Here is a 19,250-nt window from a genome sequence, read left to right on the forward strand (position 1 = left end):
TCCTTATCCCCCACTGATTGTTAGCCGCGTTCTAGTGTCGCTAAGATCTCCGCTAGCGCTTCGATCAATCGACACTACGAACCCGATTGGTTCAACTAAGCCTCTGCATGCGCGACGGCAAGTTTCACTGTATCTCACCAATCGGGCCTCTACGGGCTGTTTGACCCCCACTTACCCTCCCTTGATTCCTCTGAGTCTTGAAGTGGGGGTCTTACTGCCCGTTAGACTGCGATAAATAATAAGTTTCCCCTAGTTTTACCATTTCCCCTTTTATTGTACACCTAATCCGGCAAAAACAGTGTTTCTAACTTTTTTTATTTTCGCACTTTCCGTATAAATTGTTGTTTTTCGCCTATCAATGCTGTCCGTTGATTTCCGCTCCATTCAACTCAGGTAAATTATACACAAAAAGCAGCAAACCTTGCGAAAACAGTCGTCTTTATTTTGAAAGAAATTCATGGATTGCCGCTTTATTCGCCTCTTTATCTATGCCCAAAACCGCAGCACCATTAATTCTCTCGTTTTCAAAAGTTCCATCAACAGGAACGCGAAGAGTCTCTACATTCCTGTTATCCTTAGATACGAAATCTTTTCCGATATACAGAATGTCACCCGTGTTCATATTGGTATTTACAAAAGGAGTTACCACCCCGATGAGTTTTGGAAGCTTCGTAATGGTCTGAAGGCTTGTAAACTGGTTTGCTACTTCTTTCATTACCTTCTGCTGGCGTTCTACTCTTCCAAAATCCCCTACTGCATCCTGCCTGAACCTGACGTACCCAAGGAGATGCTCTCCATCAAGCCGCTGCAGGCCCGGTTCCAGTGTTACACCAATATTGGCAGACATTCTTTTTTCCACATCAATTTCTACCCCTCTGGGAAAAGCTTCATCAATTAAATGTACAAAGCCTTCAAAGTCAACAATGGAGTAATATTTAATATCTATATCAAAGTTCTCTTTAAGCGTCTGCCTCAATAACTCAGGGCCTCCATAAGCAAGAGCAGAATTTATTCTGTTTTGCCCATGTCCCGGTATGTCCACATACATGTCTCTCATAAAAGAAATAAGCTTATATGTGCCCTTTTCAGGATGATACTGGGCAACCATTATGGTATCAGCCCTTGATTTCTCCTCTCCCCTTGCATCACTTCCAAGAATCAGGATATTCGTCCCGCCATATTTATCTTTTTCGCCATTGAATTCAAACTCTTCTGTCTGTATATTTGCTTCTCCTTCTGTCTGGGAAACACCTTGCTTAAATTGAAAATAAGAATAGCCAAGGGTTCCTGCAATCAAGAGAAGCAGAATCAGGAGGACAGATTTCCACTTTCCTTTCTTTTTCTTCTTTTCATATCTATCTGATCTCATAAGAATAAGTCCTTTCTTTAAAGCAAATTATGGAACAGTGTAAACACCTTCACTTATATTTGACTGCAGAGTTCAATAAAAAGTTTCGATAGCAATGCTGGTATATCCTGTATACCTTATATTTTGCAGATGAATTGAATTCTTTGCAATTTATTTTAAATGGTTTCTTGCATAAAAAAATGACAACATTGTTATATCGGCAAGTTTTGTGTCCCTTTACAGTCTTATGAAAAAACCGCAAACCCGAAGGTCTGCGGTTTTTTCATAAGGCTCTTTTCGTATAAGTTGTTATTTTTCGCCAACATATTGTCCGTTGATTTCCGCTCCAGGGTGCTCGCTTTCCGCGGGGCGGGCGGTGAGCCTCCTCGCCGCTGCGCGTCTGTGGGGTCTCACCTGTCCCGCTACTCCCGCAGGAGTCTCGCACCTTCCGCTCCAATCAACTCAGCAAATAATATTTAAAAAGCAACAAACCTTGCCAAAACAGCCTTCCTTAGAGATATTCATCAAACCAGCCGGCTATGTAGTTTAGGCGGCTGATTCGCAAATTCGGTTTTCCGCTTCTTGAAAGCTCGTGATTGGCTTCAGGGAACCGGACAAATTTTGCTGTTTTCTTCCGATGCTTTAAGGAAATGAATAATTGCTCTGCCTGTTCAATTGGACAGCGATAGTCTTTTTCACTGTGCAGAATCAGGAGTGGTGTATTTATATCATTCACATAAGCAAGCGGAGAATGTTTCCATAGTTTTTCTATATCATTCATATCACTCTTGATTTGCCAATCAGTAAAATAGTAGCCGATATCACTTACTCCATAAAAGCTGATCCAGTTGGAAATGGAGCGCTGGGTGACAGCTGCCTTGAACCGGCTGGTGTGTCCAATAATCCAGTTGGTCATAAAGCCTCCATAGCTTCCTCCTGTTACGCCAAGCCTTTCTTTATCGATGAAATCGAAGTTTTCGAGCGCGTAATCGACCGCATCCATAATATCCTCATAATCCTTGCCCCCGTAATCTCCTCTGACAGCGTCTACAAAATGCTGGCCATATCCATGGCTTCCCCGCGGGTTGATAAACAAAACCGCATAGCCTTTTGCAGCAAGGCATTGGAATTCATGGAAATAAGAATTGGCATACATAGCATGAGGACCGCCATGGATCTCAAGCACAAGCGGTGCTTTTTGGCCCTCTTTTAGATGGACTGGTTTCATGATCCAGCCATGGAGGTCCCACTCATCCGAAGATTTAAACTGAATGGGCTCTGCATCTGCCAGCTCCACTCCGCTCAGGAACTCTTCATTGACTTTTGTCAGCTGTTTTAATTCCCCTGTCGGAACATCAAGTAAAAATAACTCCCCGGGAGATGACGGTCTGCTGATGGCTACAACCGCTTTATTAATAGTTCCGCCTGTTGTCAGTCCGTATACATGCTGCTGATCCAGCAGGGCAGGATATAATTCCCCATCTAAAGAGCCATAATAAACAACTGTATTGCCATGATCAGTTGCCAGGAAATAGAAGCTTCTGCTGTCCTCTGCCCAAAGAATTCCCGGTGTTACTGCACCTTGCTGGAAATCTCCGATGGCATAATCACCAGCCAAAATGTCTGATTCTGCAGTCAGGCACTGCAGATCTTCAAATTCCAGGTTATACACCCATACCTTGGTATGCGTAGCATTTTCGTATTCCCTTTCATGGCCGAACAATCCTATGTATTTTCCATCCGGTGACCATGCAGCGCTTCCGAAATAACCTTTTCCATTTGTAATCTTTTTCATGTCTTTTGTTTCAAGATGGATGATATACACATCGCCTAGAAAAGAAAAATCCTTATCTTCACTCAAATCTGCCGAAACAGCAACCCATTTCCCATCTGGAGACCAGTCCTGCAATTGGAAATCATGTTCTCCGGTTGTCAGCTGCTCCATCTCGCCAGTTTCTATATCTATTAAGGCAACCTGGCTGTACCTTCCGTTCCAAAAACCCTGGGCGTCAGATTTGTGTTTCATTTTTTCAATTTCAATCGGTATTGGCTTTTCTTCCTTTTTTTCCTGATTTTCTAGTGTTTCTGCGTCTTCACCCGGTTTTATTGAAAGATTAAAGGCAAGTTTCTTTCCATCAGGGGACCAGACAGGATTTGAAGCACCATTTGCACAATGTGTCAGCTGTCTGGCTTCTCCGCCTGCTTTGCTCATTACATAAATCTGTGACTTCCCGCCTCTGTCTGATACAAATGCAATTAACTCCCCATCTGGAGACCAGCGGGGTGAATGATTGCGGTGTTTGCCGTAAGTCCACTGAACAGGCTTATTGCTTTTTGCAGTATTTATGTAAAAAACATTTGAACAATATGTATTTTCTTCTTCAAGCATTTTGGTCTCGACAAAAGCCAATTCAGATCCATTCCTGGAAAGCTGCGGATCAGCTACAGATTTTAAATGATAAAGGTCTTCTGGTTTAATTGTTCTTTTTTGCGTCATTTATTTCATCCTTCCTAACTGTGTGTTCTACTTATTTCGACATCAGAAATAAAATCCCTTCCCAATTAGCTTCAGACTGAAACTTTTTTTCATTATTGGAAATGATGAAGTATAACAGTATTTCGGCAAATATAGGCTCTTGCAAGATAAAACATTCCTTTGTAAAATTAGATAAGAACATATGTTCTTGCGCTAGGCAGGATACTATTATTTAAGGGGAGCAGAACAATATGACCAGAATTCCTGAGGAAGACCGTAATATCATGGAACAGGCTATTTATCTGCCAATGGTGCTGACGGTTTTAAATCGCGACTCCATTGTCATTAATAAAAGCCCGTTTAAACTAAAACAGCCTTATCTTGATTTGGTTGAAGAAACAATGAAGGTCATTCAAAGTGAACTCTCTGAGGTAAAACGCTATATGAATAAAAACCAGCTAAAGGTACAGGAAATAAAGAGGGATGAGGCATTTACTATGTTTATGTTCCTGTACAAAGGATATGAGGAACATCATAATTATTTTAATCCCCGAATCCGCAATAAAGTTCAGGAGCTAATGACGTATTATCTTATTAAAAAACCTTTGCCGGGACCAGGGAAAAATCGGAAAGCCAATTAATTTTTGTATAAGAAAGCCTGCATCTAATAAGGTAATATACTACGGAAAATAGAAGCATGAAACTCCGCATGCTTCTTGGTTATCCTTCAATTCCAGCCCTTTTCTATTGGTAGGCTCCTTTTCTCTCCGAAGCATTCATTATTTTGGAACCATTCGCATAGTAAAGTGACTTTCTCTCTGAATCTTCTATCCTTTTTGTCAATGTCGTTTTCAGCAGTGCTGTTCTGAGCACCTGGTTATTCAGAGTCGTATATGAGACTGGAATTATAAAGCTTTGTTTGTTCTTAAAAACTACCTGGGTTTGTGCGTTCTCCGCTCGCTTGAAGTAATTTATGTGATCCAATGCAATCCACATACATTCCGGATTGCTTGGAGAGGCTGTCGGGAAAAAATAAATGAAATTTGTGGGGTCAATCGTTATCGGAGCTTTATGGGTAAAGCCGGTTAATTGGCGTGTACCCTCTTTTCTTCCTTCATAGCTTGATCCAAAATATTTACAGCTGCTTTTAATAATTTCAATCGGCTTAAAGGGAGAAGTTACTTCATCATCAAGCTCCCAGATTTGCGAATAGACTTTTATCCCATAAGAGAGAGGTTTAATAATCATCGTATTTGGATTGATTTCATATTCTTCAATTATTTGAATATTTTGGGTCATACATTTTCATCTCCTTTTCTATTTCGTGCTCACTTTTCCATATTAACACCAATTTATCTAAAAATTACTAATTTATTCAATAGTTTCTAAATTGTTCACATTTTAGACATCCGGAAAATATTTTCTAAAAATTTAAAAAATTGGTTGATTATTCAGAAGCAATTCCATATAATATTAAAAAGCTCAGGGGTGGTTTCCATGAAGGAAAAATCATACACCGACTTAATGAAAACGAGTGGATCTAAGCGGAAAAATCTTAAGGAATCTTATGTACTGGATCTTTACCTTGATATGCTTATTTCCGAAATACTACTGAATAATGAAAGAGAAAAGCTGATGAAAAAAGTAGACGCAGCGATTGATGAAGGAAATAAACCGGCATTTATGCATTTTTCGAAGCAATACAAAGAACTTTCCAAGCGTTTTGGCACATAAAAAGCAGTTTGCCCCCGCCAATCAGCGGGGTATTTTATTTTTAGTCAGGAAGGCGAGGAATAATGAACAGCAGGCATTTATTTTTAATGGGCGGAAGCCCTCCATTCGGGCAAAGGTTAGGAAGAATGTTTACAGAGCTTGCCTGCGGCTCGGATGGCAAAATAGCTATACTCTTTTTGGAAAGGGAAGGCTGGGAGATGTATATGAAGAAGTATACTTCTGCCTTAATTTCTTATGGAGCCAGGAGTTTCTGCTATCTCCCGCTTTCCCCTGACCCAGCAGAATCTTACCTTCAAGAATTAATGTCCTGTTCCGGCATCATTATTGGAGGGGGTAACACAGAAAATTACAGAAAATTCATTGTTGATAGTGAAACCGGAGAATGCATTAGAAGGATGTACATGAATGGTATTCCTGTAGCAGGCTTTTCGGCAGGCGCCCTGATCATCCCGGAACATTGCATCATTCCCCCTATTGATACACCTAAAAGACAGCACCTCTTTTTGAAAGGGCTCGGGTTAATCAGGGGTTGCGCCATCAGTGTCCATTTTACCAAGTGGAATGAACGGGAAAATCTAAAGGCAGCGGCAGGAAAAGTCAATGCAGCGACTGGTTATGGAATTGACGATGATGCAGGCGTCTATTTTCACAATGAAATTCAGGCTGACGATGAAGGAAGCATACATATTTATAAAAATGGAATTTAAAAAAAGCAAGCCGTTGGCCTGCTTTTTTAGTTATAATGAAGCAACTCATTCCTCTGTCTGCTTCCGTTCTTTCTGCCTCTGTTCCATTTCAAATTCTTCCAGCATAGAAATGCGCTCAAGCATCGTTGGATGCCCATATCGGAATACTTTCACAAGAAGCGGCGGATTTACCTGGCTTAAACCGGCACGTGTCAGCTCCTGAAATGTTTCTATTGCGGCTTTTGAATCCTTTGTCATTTCAATGGCATAGCGGTCTGCCCTTGTTTCCTGATACCGTGAAACAAGATTGGATAGAGGGCTTGAAATAAAGAGCAGCATTGAAAGAATCATCAAAAAAAGCGGCAGGGAACGTATGTCATTTACTGCAGGAATTTTTAGCGCTCTTCCCCATTTATCTACTGCTTTTTCCATTAATTTAGCAGTCAAATACAGCCCCAGCAGAGAAAGCAGCAAGTATCCTCCAATTCCGATGTAAATATGCTTCTCCACGTAGTGGGCCATTTCATGTGCCATTATAAACAGAATTTGGTCTTCAGTTAATTTATTTAGAGTTGTGTCCCAAAGAACAATTCTTGAATTTGAGCCGATCCCTGTTACATATGCATTCAGCGCATTCGTTTTCTCGGCCATATCGACCTCAAAGACATGTTCAGCCGGTATTTTAGCCTGATTGGCCAAATCAAGAATTTTCGTTTCAAGCTGTTTATCTTTTAAAGGATAAAAATCATTATACAGAGGGTCAATGACAACCGGCTGCAGAAACATCATAAATAAGGTAAATGGAACTGATAATAGCCATGCGTAAAGCCACCATCTTTTCCTGCTCTTATTAATCAGCCAGTAAAGAACAGACACGATAAGAAGCATCATTCCATAATTAACCCAAAAATCAATGAGTTCATCCTTCATCCACCCACTGAAGCTCTGAGTGGAGATATTATACGTTTTTGAAAGCGAAAAGCTGATATAGCTTAATGGCATCGTAGCAATAAAGGCGAAAAAAGAAAGCCAAATCAAATAGATTGCCGTTTGCAGGAATTTATATGGCGCAGTCTGTTCCGCCCATTTTTTAAAAGCCTTTGATAAGCCAAATAAAAGAATAAATAAATAAAATATCCATTCAAAAGGTGTAGAAATAAAAAACAGCAGGTTTCTTATTTTAGAATATTCCTCACTGAGCATCAGTTCCCTGCCGTTCAGGAAAGTTGCCGGATCTGCCCGTGACCCTTCATACTCAAAGGGCAGACTGGCATCAGCAAAATAGAATAGATACCAATAAAAAAATAAACCGTATACGAAAAAGGCCAGAGCCCCATAAAAACCTAATTTCCGCGCCATCCAATTCCCCTCCTATGGTACAACCTTTCTATATTTAGTTTAGTATAAAAATCTGTAAATAGAACTCAATTGATGGGACAATCATTTCTTTCTATTCCAGCTGTTCTATTGAAAAAGCCGGTTCAAGAAGGAACCGGCTAAAGAACATCCATCATTATCTTTTCTAAAATAAAAAAGAATATACAGATAACACAGCTATTGATCCCAGTACAACGACAATTACATTTGCGCCTAAAAAGGCTGCCAGAAAAGCAGCAGCTGCACCGAGCAGACCAAACCAAATATCTTCATTTATAAAAAGAATACCCGGAAAAATGAGTGCCCCTAATGTCGCATAAGGCACATTCTTTAATATCCCCTGAACAAAGCCGGGAAGCTCCTTCCCCTTAAAAAGCACAAAAGGCAGCAGCCTTGGGATATAAGTAACTGCTGCCATCCCAACAATCATCCACACAATATGGCTACTCATGCTCCTGCCCCCTGTCCCTGTTTTTTACACTTTCTATCCATTCCACTATTACAGCAGATAAAAGCGTGGCCGATACAATTGCCCAGCCTGTCGATAGCGTATTAGTCAAAGTGAAAATCGTGTTAAAACACGCTGCAAGTGCGGCAAGAAAAACAACTTTTGCACTTTTTTTCATAGACGGAACAAGAAGGCCGACAAACATGGCATAAAGGGCAACAGACATGCTTTCCTGCAAGGTCTGCGGAAGGCTCGCCCCAATAAGATGCCCAAGCCCCGAACATATGACCCAGCTTGCATAGGAAACCGATATGAGCCCCAGCATATAACCGCTTGTTACCTTTTCTTCACGTACTGCTGCAACTGAAAAGGTTTCATCCGTAATCCCAAATGATAAAATCACCTTGTTGGCAGCCTGTTCATCGTCCCACTTTTCATTAAGAGAAGTAGACATCAAAAAGTGCCTGATATTCACGATAAAAGTTGTTAAAACAATTTCAAATATGCCTGTTCCCAGTGTAAGCAGGCTCAGGGATATGTACTGTGCTGCCCCGGCAAATACAAGCAAACTCATTAAAACTGTTTCACCTATTGTAAGACCGGTTGTTTTGGCAAGCAGCCCAAATGTTAAAGCAATGGGTGCATATCCTATCGCGATGCTGATTCCCGACTGCACCCCTTTTCTAACTTCACCGGAAGGCTTGCCGACTGCAAGTTCTGCCATGATGCTCACCGCCTAAAAATATAATAAAAGGTTCTAAAAATTATACTATAATAGACTTAAAATTAGAAGAATATGTTATCGTCTTTGAATTTTGATACAATGCCGCTTGAACAAAAAATCCGAACAAGGCAAAAACCTTGTCCGGTCCACAAATCTAAATAAGAATCGCCTTGTCGCTGTTCATTTTCTCCCCACGGATTTTCTGGAATTCCTCCAGCAGTTTTTCCACTGTCAAATCTTTCTTCTCTTCCTCATTTGTTTCAAAAATAATCTGGCCTTTGTCCATCATGATCAGCCTATTTCCCAGGTCAAGCGCCTGCTGCATATTATGGGTTACCATTAATGTGGTAAGATTATATTTTTCCACAATCTCTTTCGTAAGGCTGGTAATTAATTCTGCACGAGCCGGGTCCAAGGCAGCGGTATGTTCGTCCAAAAGTAATATTTTTGGCTCTGTGAAGGTCGCCATCAGCAGGGAGAGCGCCTGCCGTTCTCCGCCTGACAGCAGTCCAACTTTTGCTGAAAGTCTATTTTCCAATCCCAGATGAAGCATTTCCAGGTGACTCTGGAAAAAGTCACGCCGTCTCCTGGAAACCCCTTTGCGAAGTCCGCGCGCCGCAGTTCTCGCATAAGCAATGGCCAGATTTTCCTCTATCGTCATGGAAGGGGCTGTTCCGGCCATCGGATCCTGGAAAACACGTCCAATCAGCCTGGATCTTTTATGTTCCTTCACGAGAGTGACATCCTTTCCATCAACCAGCACTTCTCCCATATCAGGAATCAATTTGCCTGAGATCATGTTCATAAGAGTAGATTTTCCCGCTCCATTACTGCCGATAACCGTCATGAAGTCCCCTGGTTTCAGGTGAAGATCTATTTTGTGTAGAGCTGTTTTTTCATCTGGTGTTCCCTCATTAAACACTTTATGAATCTGATTTAATTGCAGCAAATTGTTCACCACTTTTCCCGTAAGCATTCGTTTTTTTCGCTTCTGCCAATCTCCTGCGCTTTCTCTGCTTCTCCTTCTGCTGCTGAATAAGCTTGGGCAGAATTAGCGCACCAATCACGATTACTGCTGTGATCAGCTTCATATCTCCTGTTTCAAGGAATTCCACTCTCAATGCAAGAGTTACTATAATCCGGTATAGAATGGCTCCTCCGATGACAGCCAATGTAGCTCTGACAATTGTTTTTGCACCGAAAATTGCTTCTCCGATGATTACGGATGCAAGCCCGATGATTATCATCCCGATTCCCATTCCGACATCACTGAATCCGTTATACTGTGCCACTAATGCTCCTGAAAATGCCACCAGTGCGTTTGAAATACCCAAGCCGGCTATCTTCAGGAGGTCTGTATCAGCAGAAAAGCTGCGGATCATCGTCTCATTGTCTCCTGTCGCCCGTATAGCCAATCCAATATCTGTCTTTAAAAAAAGATCAATCAGTACCTTAACAGCAAATGCTAAAACCAGCATAAGCAATAGAATCCCCCAGGTCTTAGGAACAAAACTCATTCCCACCGCTCCGAGCAGGCTTTGGATAGTCTGATCAATTCCAAGTCCCTGCCAGAATGCTGTAATCTCTGTAATAGCCGTTTCCTCAGACAGCAGAGGAACATTTGACTTACCCATAATTCTGAGATTTATAGAGTATAATGCAATCATCATTAATATTCCTGATAAAAGGGCGTTAATTTTTCCTTTTGTATGAAGAAGGCCTGTAAGGCAGCCTGCTGCAAAACCCGCAAGCAATGCTGCCATAGTCGCCAAAAATGGATTGTATCCCCCTGTTATCATGACAGCAGCAACAGATGCACCCGTTACAAAACTTCCATCAACCGTCAGATCGGGGAAATCCAATATTCTGAATGAGAGGTAAACGCCCAGCGCCATTAAGGCATAAATAGCGCCTGCTTCAATGGAGCCAAAGATGGCAGTTGGCATAGTAATCTTCCTTTCTATTAGAAAAGCGCTAATAATTTGCAGACATTACTCCACAAACTCAGCAAGCCCGTTCCATTCATCTTTTAAGTCAATGCCCATTTCTTCTGCAGCCTTTTTATTGATTACCAGCTTTAGGTTCTGCGGATATTGGACAGGCAGTTCGGATGGCTTCTTGCCTTCTTTTAAAATTTTTGCCGCCATTTCCCCGGCTTCATATCCGATATCTTCATAGTCAAATCCGTATGCAGCAAATCCCCCGCGTTTAACAGAATCCAGCTCTCCCACGAAAAGCGGGATATCATTGTCGTTTGAAACTTGAATGACAGATTCCAAAGCGGAAACGACAGTATTATCGGTAATAATATAGATGGCATCTGCTTTTCCGACAAGTGATTCTGCAGCCTGTTTCACTTCAGAAGAATTGGATACGGTAGCTTCGGCCAATTTCATATTTGTACCAGAAAGAGCTTCCTTCACCTTATCAATCTGCACCTCTGAATTTTGTTCTCCTGAATTGTAAATAACACCTACCGTTCCAGCCTCAAATTGCTCATCTATAAATTTAACCATGCTGGGTATCGCATCAGGATGGGTATCTGTTGTACCAGTTATGTTTCCTTCAGGTGCATCCAGTGATTTAACTAATTGCGCACCCACTGGATCAGTTACTGAAGTAAATACAATTGGTATATCTTTCGTTGCATTCAGTGCACTTAATGCACTGGGTGTAGAGTTGGCAAAGATCAGGTCCACTCCATCTCCGGCAAAATTATTGGCAATGGATTGATTATTATTCTGGTCCCCCTGAGCAATCTGGACATCGTAGCTTGCTTTAATGCCTGAATCCTCCAATGCCTTTCTAAAGCCCTCCAGCGCCGCATCTAACGAAGGATGTTCGACAATCTGAGTAACTCCTATATTAATTGACTCTCCCTTTTCTTTATCCGAAGAGCCGGCTTCCCCATTTGTACTTTCACTTCCGCAGCCGCTTAGCAGTAAAGTTCCTATAAGGCCTGCCGCAGCTATAGCTTTAAATGTTTTTACTCTCTCTAACATACTGGTTGTCCCCCTCTTATCTCTATCTTTTACTTCAGCACTTTTATGCTTTTATGCTTTTATTCACTAAATTATATAGTCAATAGCTGTACGATTCAAGTGATTTTTTAATAATTTTCAAAAAATTTATTATATTAATAAAGAAACACCGCATTAAATGCTGCGGTGTCTCATATTACTAATTTATTTTATTTCCCTTTAAACTCAGGTTTTCTTTTTTCGGCAAAAGCTGAAAGAGCTTCAACTCTATCTTCCGTTGGAATAATAACTTCGTATGCCTTCCTTTCAATCTGCAGCCCAGTCTGCAAATCAACACCCATTCCATGCTTTACAGCAAATTTAGCCTGCTGAAGGGCAATTGGCCCGTTGTTAAGCATTTGTCCGGCAAACTCAAAGCAATCATGTAATAGATTATCCTTTTCAGTCACTTTAGTAAGGATGCCGTAATTAAGCGCTTCTTCAGAAGTGAGCCTCTTTGCCGTCAATATTAACTCAAGGGCTTTAGCCTGGCCAATCAGTCTTGGAAGCCTCTGTGTGCCTCCTGCACCCGGTATTATGGCTAAGCTTGTTTCTGTAAGTCCCATGGAAGTGCCGGAAACTGCAATGCGGAAGTCGCAGGATAGTGCCAATTCCATCCCGCCTCCGAACGCAAAACCGTTTATGGCAGCGATAGTAGGCTGCGGAAGCTGATCAACCAGGGAGAATACCTCACCTATTTTATATACATTCCTGCGTACTTCCTCATCAGATAATGTCCTGCGCTCTTTAAGATCCGCTCCGACGCTGAATGCTTTTTCTCCAGCCCCTGTAAAAATAACAACACGAACATCAGGACTGGTGCGCAGTTTTTCAACTGATTCCTGGAGCTCCGACAAAGTTTCATAATTAAAAGCATTCATTGCATCAGGGCGGTTAATCGTTACTACCGCAATATGACCTTTTTTTTCGACTGCAATAGAACTCATATGTATCTCTCCTCTTTCTTTTGCTACCTAATAATTCGATAAATTTCGCGAAAACCCTTTCAAATTTAGCAATTCAAATGAAGAATAGAAAAGGACAGACACATGTCATGCCTGCCCTTAAAAGCCTATTTAGCCTGAAGAACCTGATTCTTCAATGCCCTTCGTAAGATTTTGCCAGTTGTATTCTTGGGAAGCTCCTCTAAAAATTCGATCGATGATGGCACTTTATATCTAGCCAGATGCTCTGCACAGTATGCAAGCAGAAATTCTTCTGTCAGCTGGGGATTATTTGTTACTACATAACACTTTACCGCTTCACCCAGATTCGGGTCAGGCACGCCCAATACAGCAGCTTCTACGACCTCCCTGTGATTATAGAGCACCTCTTCTACTTCCCGCGGATACACATTATAGCCGCCGACTAAAATAAGGTCCTTTTTACGGTCAACGATATAAAAATAGCCTTCCTCATCCCTTTTTGCAAGGTCTCCTGTATAAAGCCATCCATCACGGATTGTGGCCGCGGTTTCTTCCGGCAGCTTGTAGTACCCCTTCATTACGTTTGGCCCGCGTACGGTCAATTCACCAACTTCGCCAACAGAAACTTCCTCTCCCAATTCATTTACGACTTTATTCTCAACGTTCATAATGGATTGCCCGATCGAGCCTGCTTTACGCGGTTTATCAAGCGGATTGAAGCATGTAACCGGAGAAGCTTCTGAAAGACCGTATCCTTCCGAAACAATGACATTGAATTTTTTCTCAAAACCATGGAGAAGCGCAACCGGCATGGCAGCACCACCTGATATGCACAGCCTTAATGATTTCAGATCTTCCGGATTGCCATCTTCATACTGAAGAAGGAAATTGTACATGGTCGGAACTCCGGCAAAAACAGTAGGTTCATATTTTTTGGCTAGCCTGAAAATCTCTTTCGGGCTGAATTTTGGATCAATTAAAATGGTAGCCCCATTCATCAGAGGTGCATTGAGAGCAACCGTTAAACAGAAAACATGGAACATAGGCAGAGTAGTAATAACCCGGTCATTCTCATTCATGTGTAAATAGTCGCTTACATCCTTTGCATTGCTGTAGAGGTTTTTATGTGTAAGCATGGCACCTTTTGGCTTTCCTGTCGTACCGGATGTATATAGAATAACGGCTGTATCATCTTCTTCGAGTTCAGGGCCCTTAAACACAATATCTCCTAAAGCAATTAATTGTGTAAACGATTTCATTTTTGAAAAAGCAGATAATGCAGACAGATCCTGTTCTGAAGCTTGTCCCTGGGGTGTATCACAAATAATATAGTTTTCTACCTTTGGAAGCGCCTGATGCATCTTTTCAATTAAAGGCACTAATAGATCAAGCGTGACAACCGCTTTTACATCACCATTATTTACAATGTAGCCGATTTCATCAGGTGTATAAATTGGGTTGATCGGTATAACAGTTGCTCCAAGCCGCAGTGCTCCATGCAGGCCGATGACAAAATGTGGTGAATTCCCCAGTAAAAGAGCAATATGATCCCCTTTTTTCACTCCCAGCTTTGAAAGCCCATCCGCAAATTTGGTTACAGCACCATCAAGCTCCGCGTACGTACTGGACTGATCCATAAAATAATAGGCAGTCTTATCGCCCATCTTAATCGCCGTTTCATGCAGCTGCTCTGTTAAATTCATTTACACTCCCCCTATAATGAATGAATAGTCATTCATTTTTATTAAATAAATTTTCTAAATATATTATATTGAAAGAAATTTTTGTATTCAAGTAGGAAAGCGAATCTTTCACAATTTCTTTTTTTCAGAGTGACTGGCTCGCAAGACTTTATATAAGAATAAGAAAAGCCGGCATTATGCCAGCTTTCTCTCATTAATACACCAGGTTAACGAATTCTTCTTTAGTCACATTTCCGAAGTAATGCTTAATTTCCACTCCTTCAAGAGCCTTTTCAACCTCTGACTTTTCATAGCGAATTCCTGTTAGCTTGTTTTCAATTTTACTTACATCGCCAACCCCAAAGAAGTCCCCATATATTTTGCATCCCTCAATTTTTCCTTTTGTGACATTAAGTCTGATATCAATTTGACCAACTGGGAAGCGATAAGAATGCTGAAGATCAAATTTAGGTGATCTTCCATAATTCCAATCCCAGTTCTGATAGCGCTCCCTGGACAGCTGGTGAATTCTTTCCCAGTCCTCATCCGTAAGCTTGTACTCCGGAATTTCACTTAAATCTCCAAAAATATTCTTTAGAAGCAAAGTGCGAAATTCTTCAATCGTAATTTTTTCGTCCAGGAACTCCGAGATATTAGCAACCCGGCTTCGAATTGATTTAATGCCCTTTGATTCAATTTTATCCTTCTTTACCTTTAGCGCTGAAACGACACTTTCAATTTCGGAATCAAACAAGAGGGTGCCATGGCTAAACATTCTCCCTTTGGTGGAAAACTGGGCATTCCCGGATATTTTTCTGCCTTCTGCCATCAGATCATTCCGGCCGCTTAATTCAGCATTCACACCAAGCTTCTGCAAAGCTTCTGTAACTGGTTCGGTAAACTTTTGGAAGTTGTGAAAGCTGTCACCATCATCTTTTGTAATAAAACTGAAGTTGAGATTGCCTAAATCATGATAAACGGCCCCTCCTCCAGATAGCCTTCTGACAACATGGATGCCATTATCCTCCACATATTCCGTATTAATCTCTTCTACTGTATTCTGGTTTTTTCCGATAATAATGGAAGGTTCATTAATATAAAACAGCAAATAGGTTTCTTCAATATCAAGATTCTTTAGTGCATATTCCTCAATAGCAAGATTAATTCTGGGATCTGTGATTCCCTGGTTGTCGATAAAAAGCATCTATTTTCCTCCTTAAAATATATGAGACCATTGGTAATCCGCTATAGAAATAGGACCGGCATATTTAGTCGATGCCTCCTCCTTCAGCTTTCGAAGTTCACCATAATGAGGCAAATGTGTCAGCAGCAGATTATTCACCTTTGCTTTGCTGGCCAATGTTCCAGCATCCAGGCTTGTCATATGCCCTGCATTTTTCCCGTTCTGATGACCATAAAAATTACACTCGCAAACTAATAGATCAGCATTTTCGCTAAATGCCACCAGCTCTTCTTTATAAGAAGTATCTGCCGTGTAAACAAGTGATTTGCCGCCTGCTTCAATTCTCATTGCATAGCATGGCACAGGATGATTGGTTTTCATAAAGCGAATCTGAAATGGTCCTGCTGTGAGAGTGCCTTCAGGATCATAGGCGACTCCTTTTGTAATATCCTTATATGTAAGTTTGGCAAATTCAGGCTGGTCGAAAGAATGTCCATAAATCGGGAGTGCAGCTGTTTTCTTGCCCAGGAAGCCCTGAATGAGCCTTGCATGCTGCAGCACTCCTATATCCGCAATATGATCTGGATGGTAATGCGAGATAATCAGCCCATCTAAGTCTTCTGGCTGAAAAAAATTCTGCATTTTTGAAAGCACGCCGCTTCCGCAGTCTACCAGCAAATGAAATCCTTCATGCTCCAGTAAATACCCGGAACTGGCCCCAGCTGCTTTAGGATAACCGCCCCAGCTGCCGATTACAGTTAACTTCATCACAAATTCCCTCCTAATTAGAAAAACGAAAGTCGTCTGAAGCTAGACAGTTAATTAACTTCAGAATTATACGCTATCTTAAAAGAAGGCTGTTTTCGCAAGGTTTGTTGCTTTTTGTTTATTATTTACTGAGTTGATTGGAGCGGAAGGTGCGAGACTCCTGCGGGAATAGCGGGACAGGTGAGACCCCACAGACGCGGAGCGTCGAGGAGGCTCACCGCTCGCCCCGCGGAAAGCGAGCAGCCTGGAGCGGAAATCAACGGACAACATTGATAGTCGAAAAACAACGTTTTACACGAAAAGAGCCTAAAAGAAAGCACAAGCGAATTCGCTATAACTGGATAACCTGGCTTTCCTATGTCCAATATACTCGATTATGCCTATTTTTTCACTTTTTTAAAATTGTATTGAAACAGATGTTGACATAAAAATACTGTTATAATACAATGAACTTAAATAATCAAACTATTTAGAACAAAAACACAAATTAGGAGGCTTCAACATGATTCAAAACATTATGGAGTTTTTCAGAAACCTGCCGGCAAAACAATGTTCAGAATGCGGGAAGTCGATCGAAGAACAGCATGAATGCTACGGAAACAAGTGTGAAAAATGCATGGGAATGACAGATTTATAGAATAATATATTTAAAGCCAGCCCACACAGGGCTGGCTTTGCTTTTACTTATAATCAATCAGTCTGCTCTGCAGCAGCTGCAAATCTTTTCTTGTGCATGGCAGTAAAGTAAACAAAAGATCCTGCAATGAACAAGGCTCCGAAGCTCAGGAGAATTACCGCATTCTCCCACATAAAATCAAAATTGCCGCTTGAAATGACTGCCTTAAAACCGGAAACAGAATAGGTCATAGGCAAATATGAACTGATTGGCTGAAGGGCATTAGGAATCAGCTCAAGCGGAAAAGTACCGGCACTTGTTGTCAGCTGGAGTATTAAAATAATGATCGCAACAAACCGGCCTGGGTCACCCATGACAGTGACAAAGAATTGAATAAGCGCTATGAAAGTCAGACTGGTTAGGATTGTAAACAGAAGAAACAAAGGTACACTCTGAACTTCCAGGCCAAGTCCCAGCAATAGAATCATCGCTGCAATAAGACCCTGAATAATGCCTATTCCTGCAAGGATTCCGAACTTGCTTGCAAACCAGCTGAATCCTGAGCGCGGAACGCCAGCGGGTTCCCTAAGCGGGAATACAATGGAAAGCAGCAGAGCTCCAACAAAAAGACCAAGAGACAGAAAATATGGTGCAAATCCTGTACCGTAGTTTGGAACTTCTGTAATCTTCTCATTATCTATTTCTACCGGATTTGCCATCATGTTATACGTTTTATCGCTGGCATTTACTGATGAAGCATTTTCAGCGCCATCAGCTAATTTATTTGCTAACTCAGACGATCCTTCATAAATTTGTGAATTGCCCTCAGCAACTTTGCCTGCACCAGCTTCAAGCTGCTTCGAGCCGTCTGCAAATGCAGCTGAACCTTGTGTCAGTTTGCCAAGGCCTCCTGACAGATCTGCTGCACCGCCTGCCAGCCTGTCTGCTCCGGCCTGCGCTTCACCAAACTTCTGAGCAAATGTTTCCATTCCTGCATCGAAATCTTTATGGCCCTGTACCAGCTTAAGGGAACCATTTTCCAGCTCGGCTGTTCCTTGGGCAAGCTGATTTATTCCCTGCTGGAGCTGCTGCTGTCCTGCCTTTAACTGCCCCATTCTTTGGGACAATTCAGCTCCTCCACTAGATAGTTTGCCGGCTGATTCGGCAAGCTGGGCTGATCCGGTTTTCAGCTGTGCAAGTGCAGTCTGAAGCTCAGTCTTTTCAGGAGAACCTTCTGGAAGCTGCGATAAGATGCCCTGCAGCCTTTGTTCTAAAAGAACAGTGCCTCCGCTGAGTTTTTGCGCTTCCGTCTGCCATTGCTCCAGAGATGAAGATAATGTGTTTGCTCCATTTTCAAGCTGTTCGGTTCCATCGATCATAACTGGAAGTTTTTCTTTTACTGTTAAGATTCCTTCTTTTGTTTGTGTAACACCTGCAGAAAGATCTTCACTACCTGACTTTAGCTGATCAGAAGCATTTCTCAATTCCGATTGGCCTCCTGCAAGTTTGCCTAAACCTTCTGAAAGAGATTTAGCTCCTTCTGCCATTTCCTTAGAACCCTTGCTTGCTGTGCTTACGCCGTTATTGAACTCAATGGATTTATTGGCCAAAAGCTCAAGCTTCTCATGCAGGGTTTTGGAGCCGTCCTTAAGATCAGCTGCTCCTTCACTGATTTGAAGGGCACCATCACTTGCCTGTCCAATGCCATCTGCAAGTTCCCCTACTTTATCAAACATGGTTTCTGCATATGTTTCAGTTACTTTTTCTGACAGTGACGCTTTAATTTTTTCAACAGCCGTCCCGCCAATTTGAGCAGATAAGAAATTGTAGCTCTCATTAGGAACGTAAATCAGATTCATTTTCTGCGGTTTGTCTTCCAGCAGAGTGGTAGCATTCTTGGAAAAATCCTTAGGAATTTCAACCAGCATATAGTATTGCTGATCATTTAGATCCTTATATGCTTCTTCTTTATCAACAAATTGAAAGTTAAAGTCCTTGCTTTCCTTTAAATTATCAACAAGATCATTGCCCAGGTGCAATTCATTTCCTTCCAATACAGCACCGGCATCTTCATTAACGATGGCAACCGGGAGATCATCTAAATGATCGTATGGATCCCAGAATGCCCACAGGAACATTCCACTGTATAAAACCGGAATAAACATGACTGCTATAATTGGAATCAGCAGCTTTTTGTTTTTTATAATGGCTGAAAACTCCTTAAGGAAAAGTTTGTTTTTCACCGTAAATCCCTCCAAATTA

General features: G+C 41.6%; 18 protein-coding genes. 4 read left to right on the forward strand and 14 right to left on the reverse strand.

The annotated features are described in order from the left end of the window. Positions 1–439: 439 nt before the first annotated feature. Both CE058_RS13110 and CE058_RS13115 read right to left on the reverse strand, forming a co-directional pair. Positions 440–1,369, reverse strand: a complete 930-nt coding sequence (locus CE058_RS13110; protein ID WP_197087731.1) for an LCP family protein — start codon at positions 1,367–1,369, stop codon at positions 440–442. 490 nt (positions 1,370–1,859) lie between these two features. Continuing rightward, positions 1,860–3,845, reverse strand: a complete 1,986-nt coding sequence (locus tag CE058_RS13115; protein WP_163143197.1) for a S9 family peptidase — start codon at positions 3,843–3,845, stop codon at positions 1,860–1,862. Positions 3,846–4,075: 230 nt separating this feature from the next. On the opposite strand from CE058_RS13115, the gene CE058_RS13120 reads away from it, so the two are divergent. Beyond that, complete coding sequence (locus CE058_RS13120) at positions 4,076–4,465, forward strand: YhjD family protein (protein WP_076261187.1); 390 nt, start codon at positions 4,076–4,078, stop codon at positions 4,463–4,465. Between the two features lie 103 nt (positions 4,466–4,568). On the opposite strand, the gene CE058_RS13125 is transcribed toward CE058_RS13120, so the two are convergent. Beyond that, positions 4,569–5,123 carry a competence protein ComK gene (locus CE058_RS13125; RefSeq protein WP_163143200.1) on the reverse strand — a complete coding sequence of 185 codons (555 nt, stop codon included), beginning with the start codon at positions 5,121–5,123 and terminating at the stop codon, positions 4,569–4,571. Positions 5,124–5,321: 198 nt separating this feature from the next. Here CE058_RS13125 and CE058_RS13130 point away from each other — a divergent pair, with 198 nt between their 5' ends. Next, positions 5,322–5,558: an IDEAL domain-containing protein gene (locus CE058_RS13130; protein WP_163143203.1), complete on the forward strand. Its 237-nt coding sequence runs from the start codon at positions 5,322–5,324 to the stop codon at positions 5,556–5,558. A gap of 62 nt (positions 5,559–5,620) precedes the next feature. Beyond that, positions 5,621–6,265 (forward strand): Type 1 glutamine amidotransferase-like domain-containing protein, encoded by a 645-nt coding sequence (locus tag CE058_RS13135; protein ID WP_163143206.1) that lies wholly within the window; start codon positions 5,621–5,623, stop codon positions 6,263–6,265. Positions 6,266–6,310: 45 nt separating this feature from the next. On the opposite strand, the gene CE058_RS13140 is transcribed toward CE058_RS13135, so the two are convergent. The 10 genes from CE058_RS13140 to CE058_RS13185 form a co-directional block, all read right to left on the reverse strand. Further along, positions 6,311–7,603 (reverse strand): M48 family metallopeptidase, encoded by a 1,293-nt coding sequence (locus CE058_RS13140; protein ID WP_048010685.1) that lies wholly within the window; start codon positions 7,601–7,603, stop codon positions 6,311–6,313. A 163-nt stretch (positions 7,604–7,766) separates the two neighbouring features. After that, on the reverse strand, positions 7,767–8,072 hold the full coding sequence (locus tag CE058_RS13145; RefSeq protein WP_009331384.1) for an AzlD domain-containing protein: 306 nt from the start codon (positions 8,070–8,072) through the stop codon (positions 7,767–7,769). Continuing rightward, on the reverse strand, positions 8,065–8,793 hold the full coding sequence (locus CE058_RS13150) for an AzlC family ABC transporter permease (RefSeq protein ID WP_048010686.1): 729 nt from the start codon (positions 8,791–8,793) through the stop codon (positions 8,065–8,067). The genes CE058_RS13145 and CE058_RS13150 overlap by 8 nt, the downstream gene beginning before the upstream one ends. A gap of 154 nt (positions 8,794–8,947) precedes the next feature. Next, positions 8,948–9,742, reverse strand: a complete 795-nt coding sequence (locus CE058_RS13155) for an ABC transporter ATP-binding protein (protein ID WP_163143209.1) — start codon at positions 9,740–9,742, stop codon at positions 8,948–8,950. Then, positions 9,717–10,739, reverse strand: a complete 1,023-nt coding sequence (locus CE058_RS13160) for an ABC transporter permease (protein ID WP_163143212.1) — start codon at positions 10,737–10,739, stop codon at positions 9,717–9,719. Before CE058_RS13160 ends, CE058_RS13155 begins: the two co-directional genes overlap by 26 nt. A 45-nt stretch (positions 10,740–10,784) precedes the next feature. Then, the gene (locus CE058_RS13165; RefSeq protein WP_163143215.1) at positions 10,785–11,795 is read right to left on the reverse strand and encodes an ABC transporter substrate-binding protein; all 1,011 of its coding nucleotides are present in this window, start codon (positions 11,793–11,795) and stop codon (positions 10,785–10,787) included. Positions 11,796–11,983: 188 nt separating this feature from the next. Then, on the reverse strand, positions 11,984–12,760 hold the full coding sequence (locus CE058_RS13170; RefSeq protein ID WP_048010691.1) for an enoyl-CoA hydratase-related protein: 777 nt from the start codon (positions 12,758–12,760) through the stop codon (positions 11,984–11,986). Between the two features lie 125 nt (positions 12,761–12,885). Further along, positions 12,886–14,442, reverse strand: a complete 1,557-nt coding sequence (locus CE058_RS13175; protein ID WP_163143218.1) for a fatty acid--CoA ligase family protein — start codon at positions 14,440–14,442, stop codon at positions 12,886–12,888. 193 nt (positions 14,443–14,635) lie between these two features. Next, positions 14,636–15,625, reverse strand: coding sequence for a lipoate--protein ligase (gene lplA / locus CE058_RS13180; RefSeq protein ID WP_163143221.1), 990 nt, complete (start codon positions 15,623–15,625; stop codon positions 14,636–14,638). A gap of 12 nt (positions 15,626–15,637) precedes the next feature. Next, complete coding sequence (locus CE058_RS13185) at positions 15,638–16,372, reverse strand: MBL fold metallo-hydrolase (protein ID WP_163143223.1); 735 nt, start codon at positions 16,370–16,372, stop codon at positions 15,638–15,640. Positions 16,373–16,874: 502 nt separating this feature from the next. Here CE058_RS13185 and yhfH point away from each other — a divergent pair. Beyond that, positions 16,875–17,009 carry a protein YhfH gene (gene yhfH, locus CE058_RS13190; protein WP_076261153.1) on the forward strand — a complete coding sequence of 45 codons (135 nt, stop codon included), beginning with the start codon at positions 16,875–16,877 and terminating at the stop codon, positions 17,007–17,009. Between the two features lie 53 nt (positions 17,010–17,062). Here yhfH and CE058_RS13195 read toward each other — a convergent pair whose 3' ends face one another. Next, positions 17,063–19,231 carry a YhgE/Pip family protein gene (locus CE058_RS13195; protein WP_163143226.1) on the reverse strand — a complete coding sequence of 723 codons (2,169 nt, stop codon included), beginning with the start codon at positions 19,229–19,231 and terminating at the stop codon, positions 17,063–17,065. Positions 19,232–19,250 lie beyond the last annotated feature (19 nt).

Source organism: Bacillus sp. 22-7 (assembly GCF_010628845.1).
Taxonomy (GTDB): Bacteria; Bacillota; Bacilli; order Bacillales; family Cytobacillaceae; genus Cytobacillus; species Cytobacillus firmus_B.

What these genes read in the sequence shown, in the direction of transcription:
- CE058_RS13115 (WP_163143197.1), bottom strand. Translation starts at nt 3,845, where the DNA reads ATGACGCAAAAAAGAACAATTAAACCAGAAGACCTTTATCATTTAAAA.
- CE058_RS13170 (WP_048010691.1), bottom strand. Translation starts at nt 12,760, where the DNA reads ATGAGTTCTATTGCAGTCGAAAAAAAAGGTCATATTGCGGTAGTAACG.
- CE058_RS13160 (WP_163143212.1), bottom strand. Translation starts at nt 10,739, where the DNA reads ATGCCAACTGCCATCTTTGGCTCCATTGAAGCAGGCGCTATTTATGCC.
- CE058_RS13145 (WP_009331384.1), bottom strand. Translation starts at nt 8,072, where the DNA reads ATGAGTAGCCATATTGTGTGGATGATTGTTGGGATGGCAGCAGTTACT.
- yhfH (WP_076261153.1), top strand. Translation starts at nt 16,875, where the DNA reads ATGATTCAAAACATTATGGAGTTTTTCAGAAACCTGCCGGCAAAACAA.
- CE058_RS13140 (WP_048010685.1), bottom strand. Translation starts at nt 7,603, where the DNA reads ATGGCGCGGAAATTAGGTTTTTATGGGGCTCTGGCCTTTTTCGTATAC.
- CE058_RS13185 (WP_163143223.1), bottom strand. Translation starts at nt 16,372, where the DNA reads ATGAAGTTAACTGTAATCGGCAGCTGGGGCGGTTATCCTAAAGCAGCT.
- CE058_RS13165 (WP_163143215.1), bottom strand. Translation starts at nt 11,795, where the DNA reads ATGTTAGAGAGAGTAAAAACATTTAAAGCTATAGCTGCGGCAGGCCTT.
- CE058_RS13135 (WP_163143206.1), top strand. Translation starts at nt 5,621, where the DNA reads ATGAACAGCAGGCATTTATTTTTAATGGGCGGAAGCCCTCCATTCGGG.
- CE058_RS13110 (WP_197087731.1), bottom strand. Translation starts at nt 1,369, where the DNA reads ATGAGATCAGATAGATATGAAAAGAAGAAAAAGAAAGGAAAGTGGAAA.
- CE058_RS13175 (WP_163143218.1), bottom strand. Translation starts at nt 14,442, where the DNA reads ATGAATTTAACAGAGCAGCTGCATGAAACGGCGATTAAGATGGGCGAT.
- CE058_RS13120 (WP_076261187.1), top strand. Translation starts at nt 4,076, where the DNA reads ATGACCAGAATTCCTGAGGAAGACCGTAATATCATGGAACAGGCTATT.
- CE058_RS13150 (WP_048010686.1), bottom strand. Translation starts at nt 8,793, where the DNA reads ATGGCAGAACTTGCAGTCGGCAAGCCTTCCGGTGAAGTTAGAAAAGGG.
- CE058_RS13130 (WP_163143203.1), top strand. Translation starts at nt 5,322, where the DNA reads ATGAAGGAAAAATCATACACCGACTTAATGAAAACGAGTGGATCTAAG.
- CE058_RS13125 (WP_163143200.1), bottom strand. Translation starts at nt 5,123, where the DNA reads ATGACCCAAAATATTCAAATAATTGAAGAATATGAAATCAATCCAAAT.
- lplA (WP_163143221.1), bottom strand. Translation starts at nt 15,625, where the DNA reads ATGCTTTTTATCGACAACCAGGGAATCACAGATCCCAGAATTAATCTT.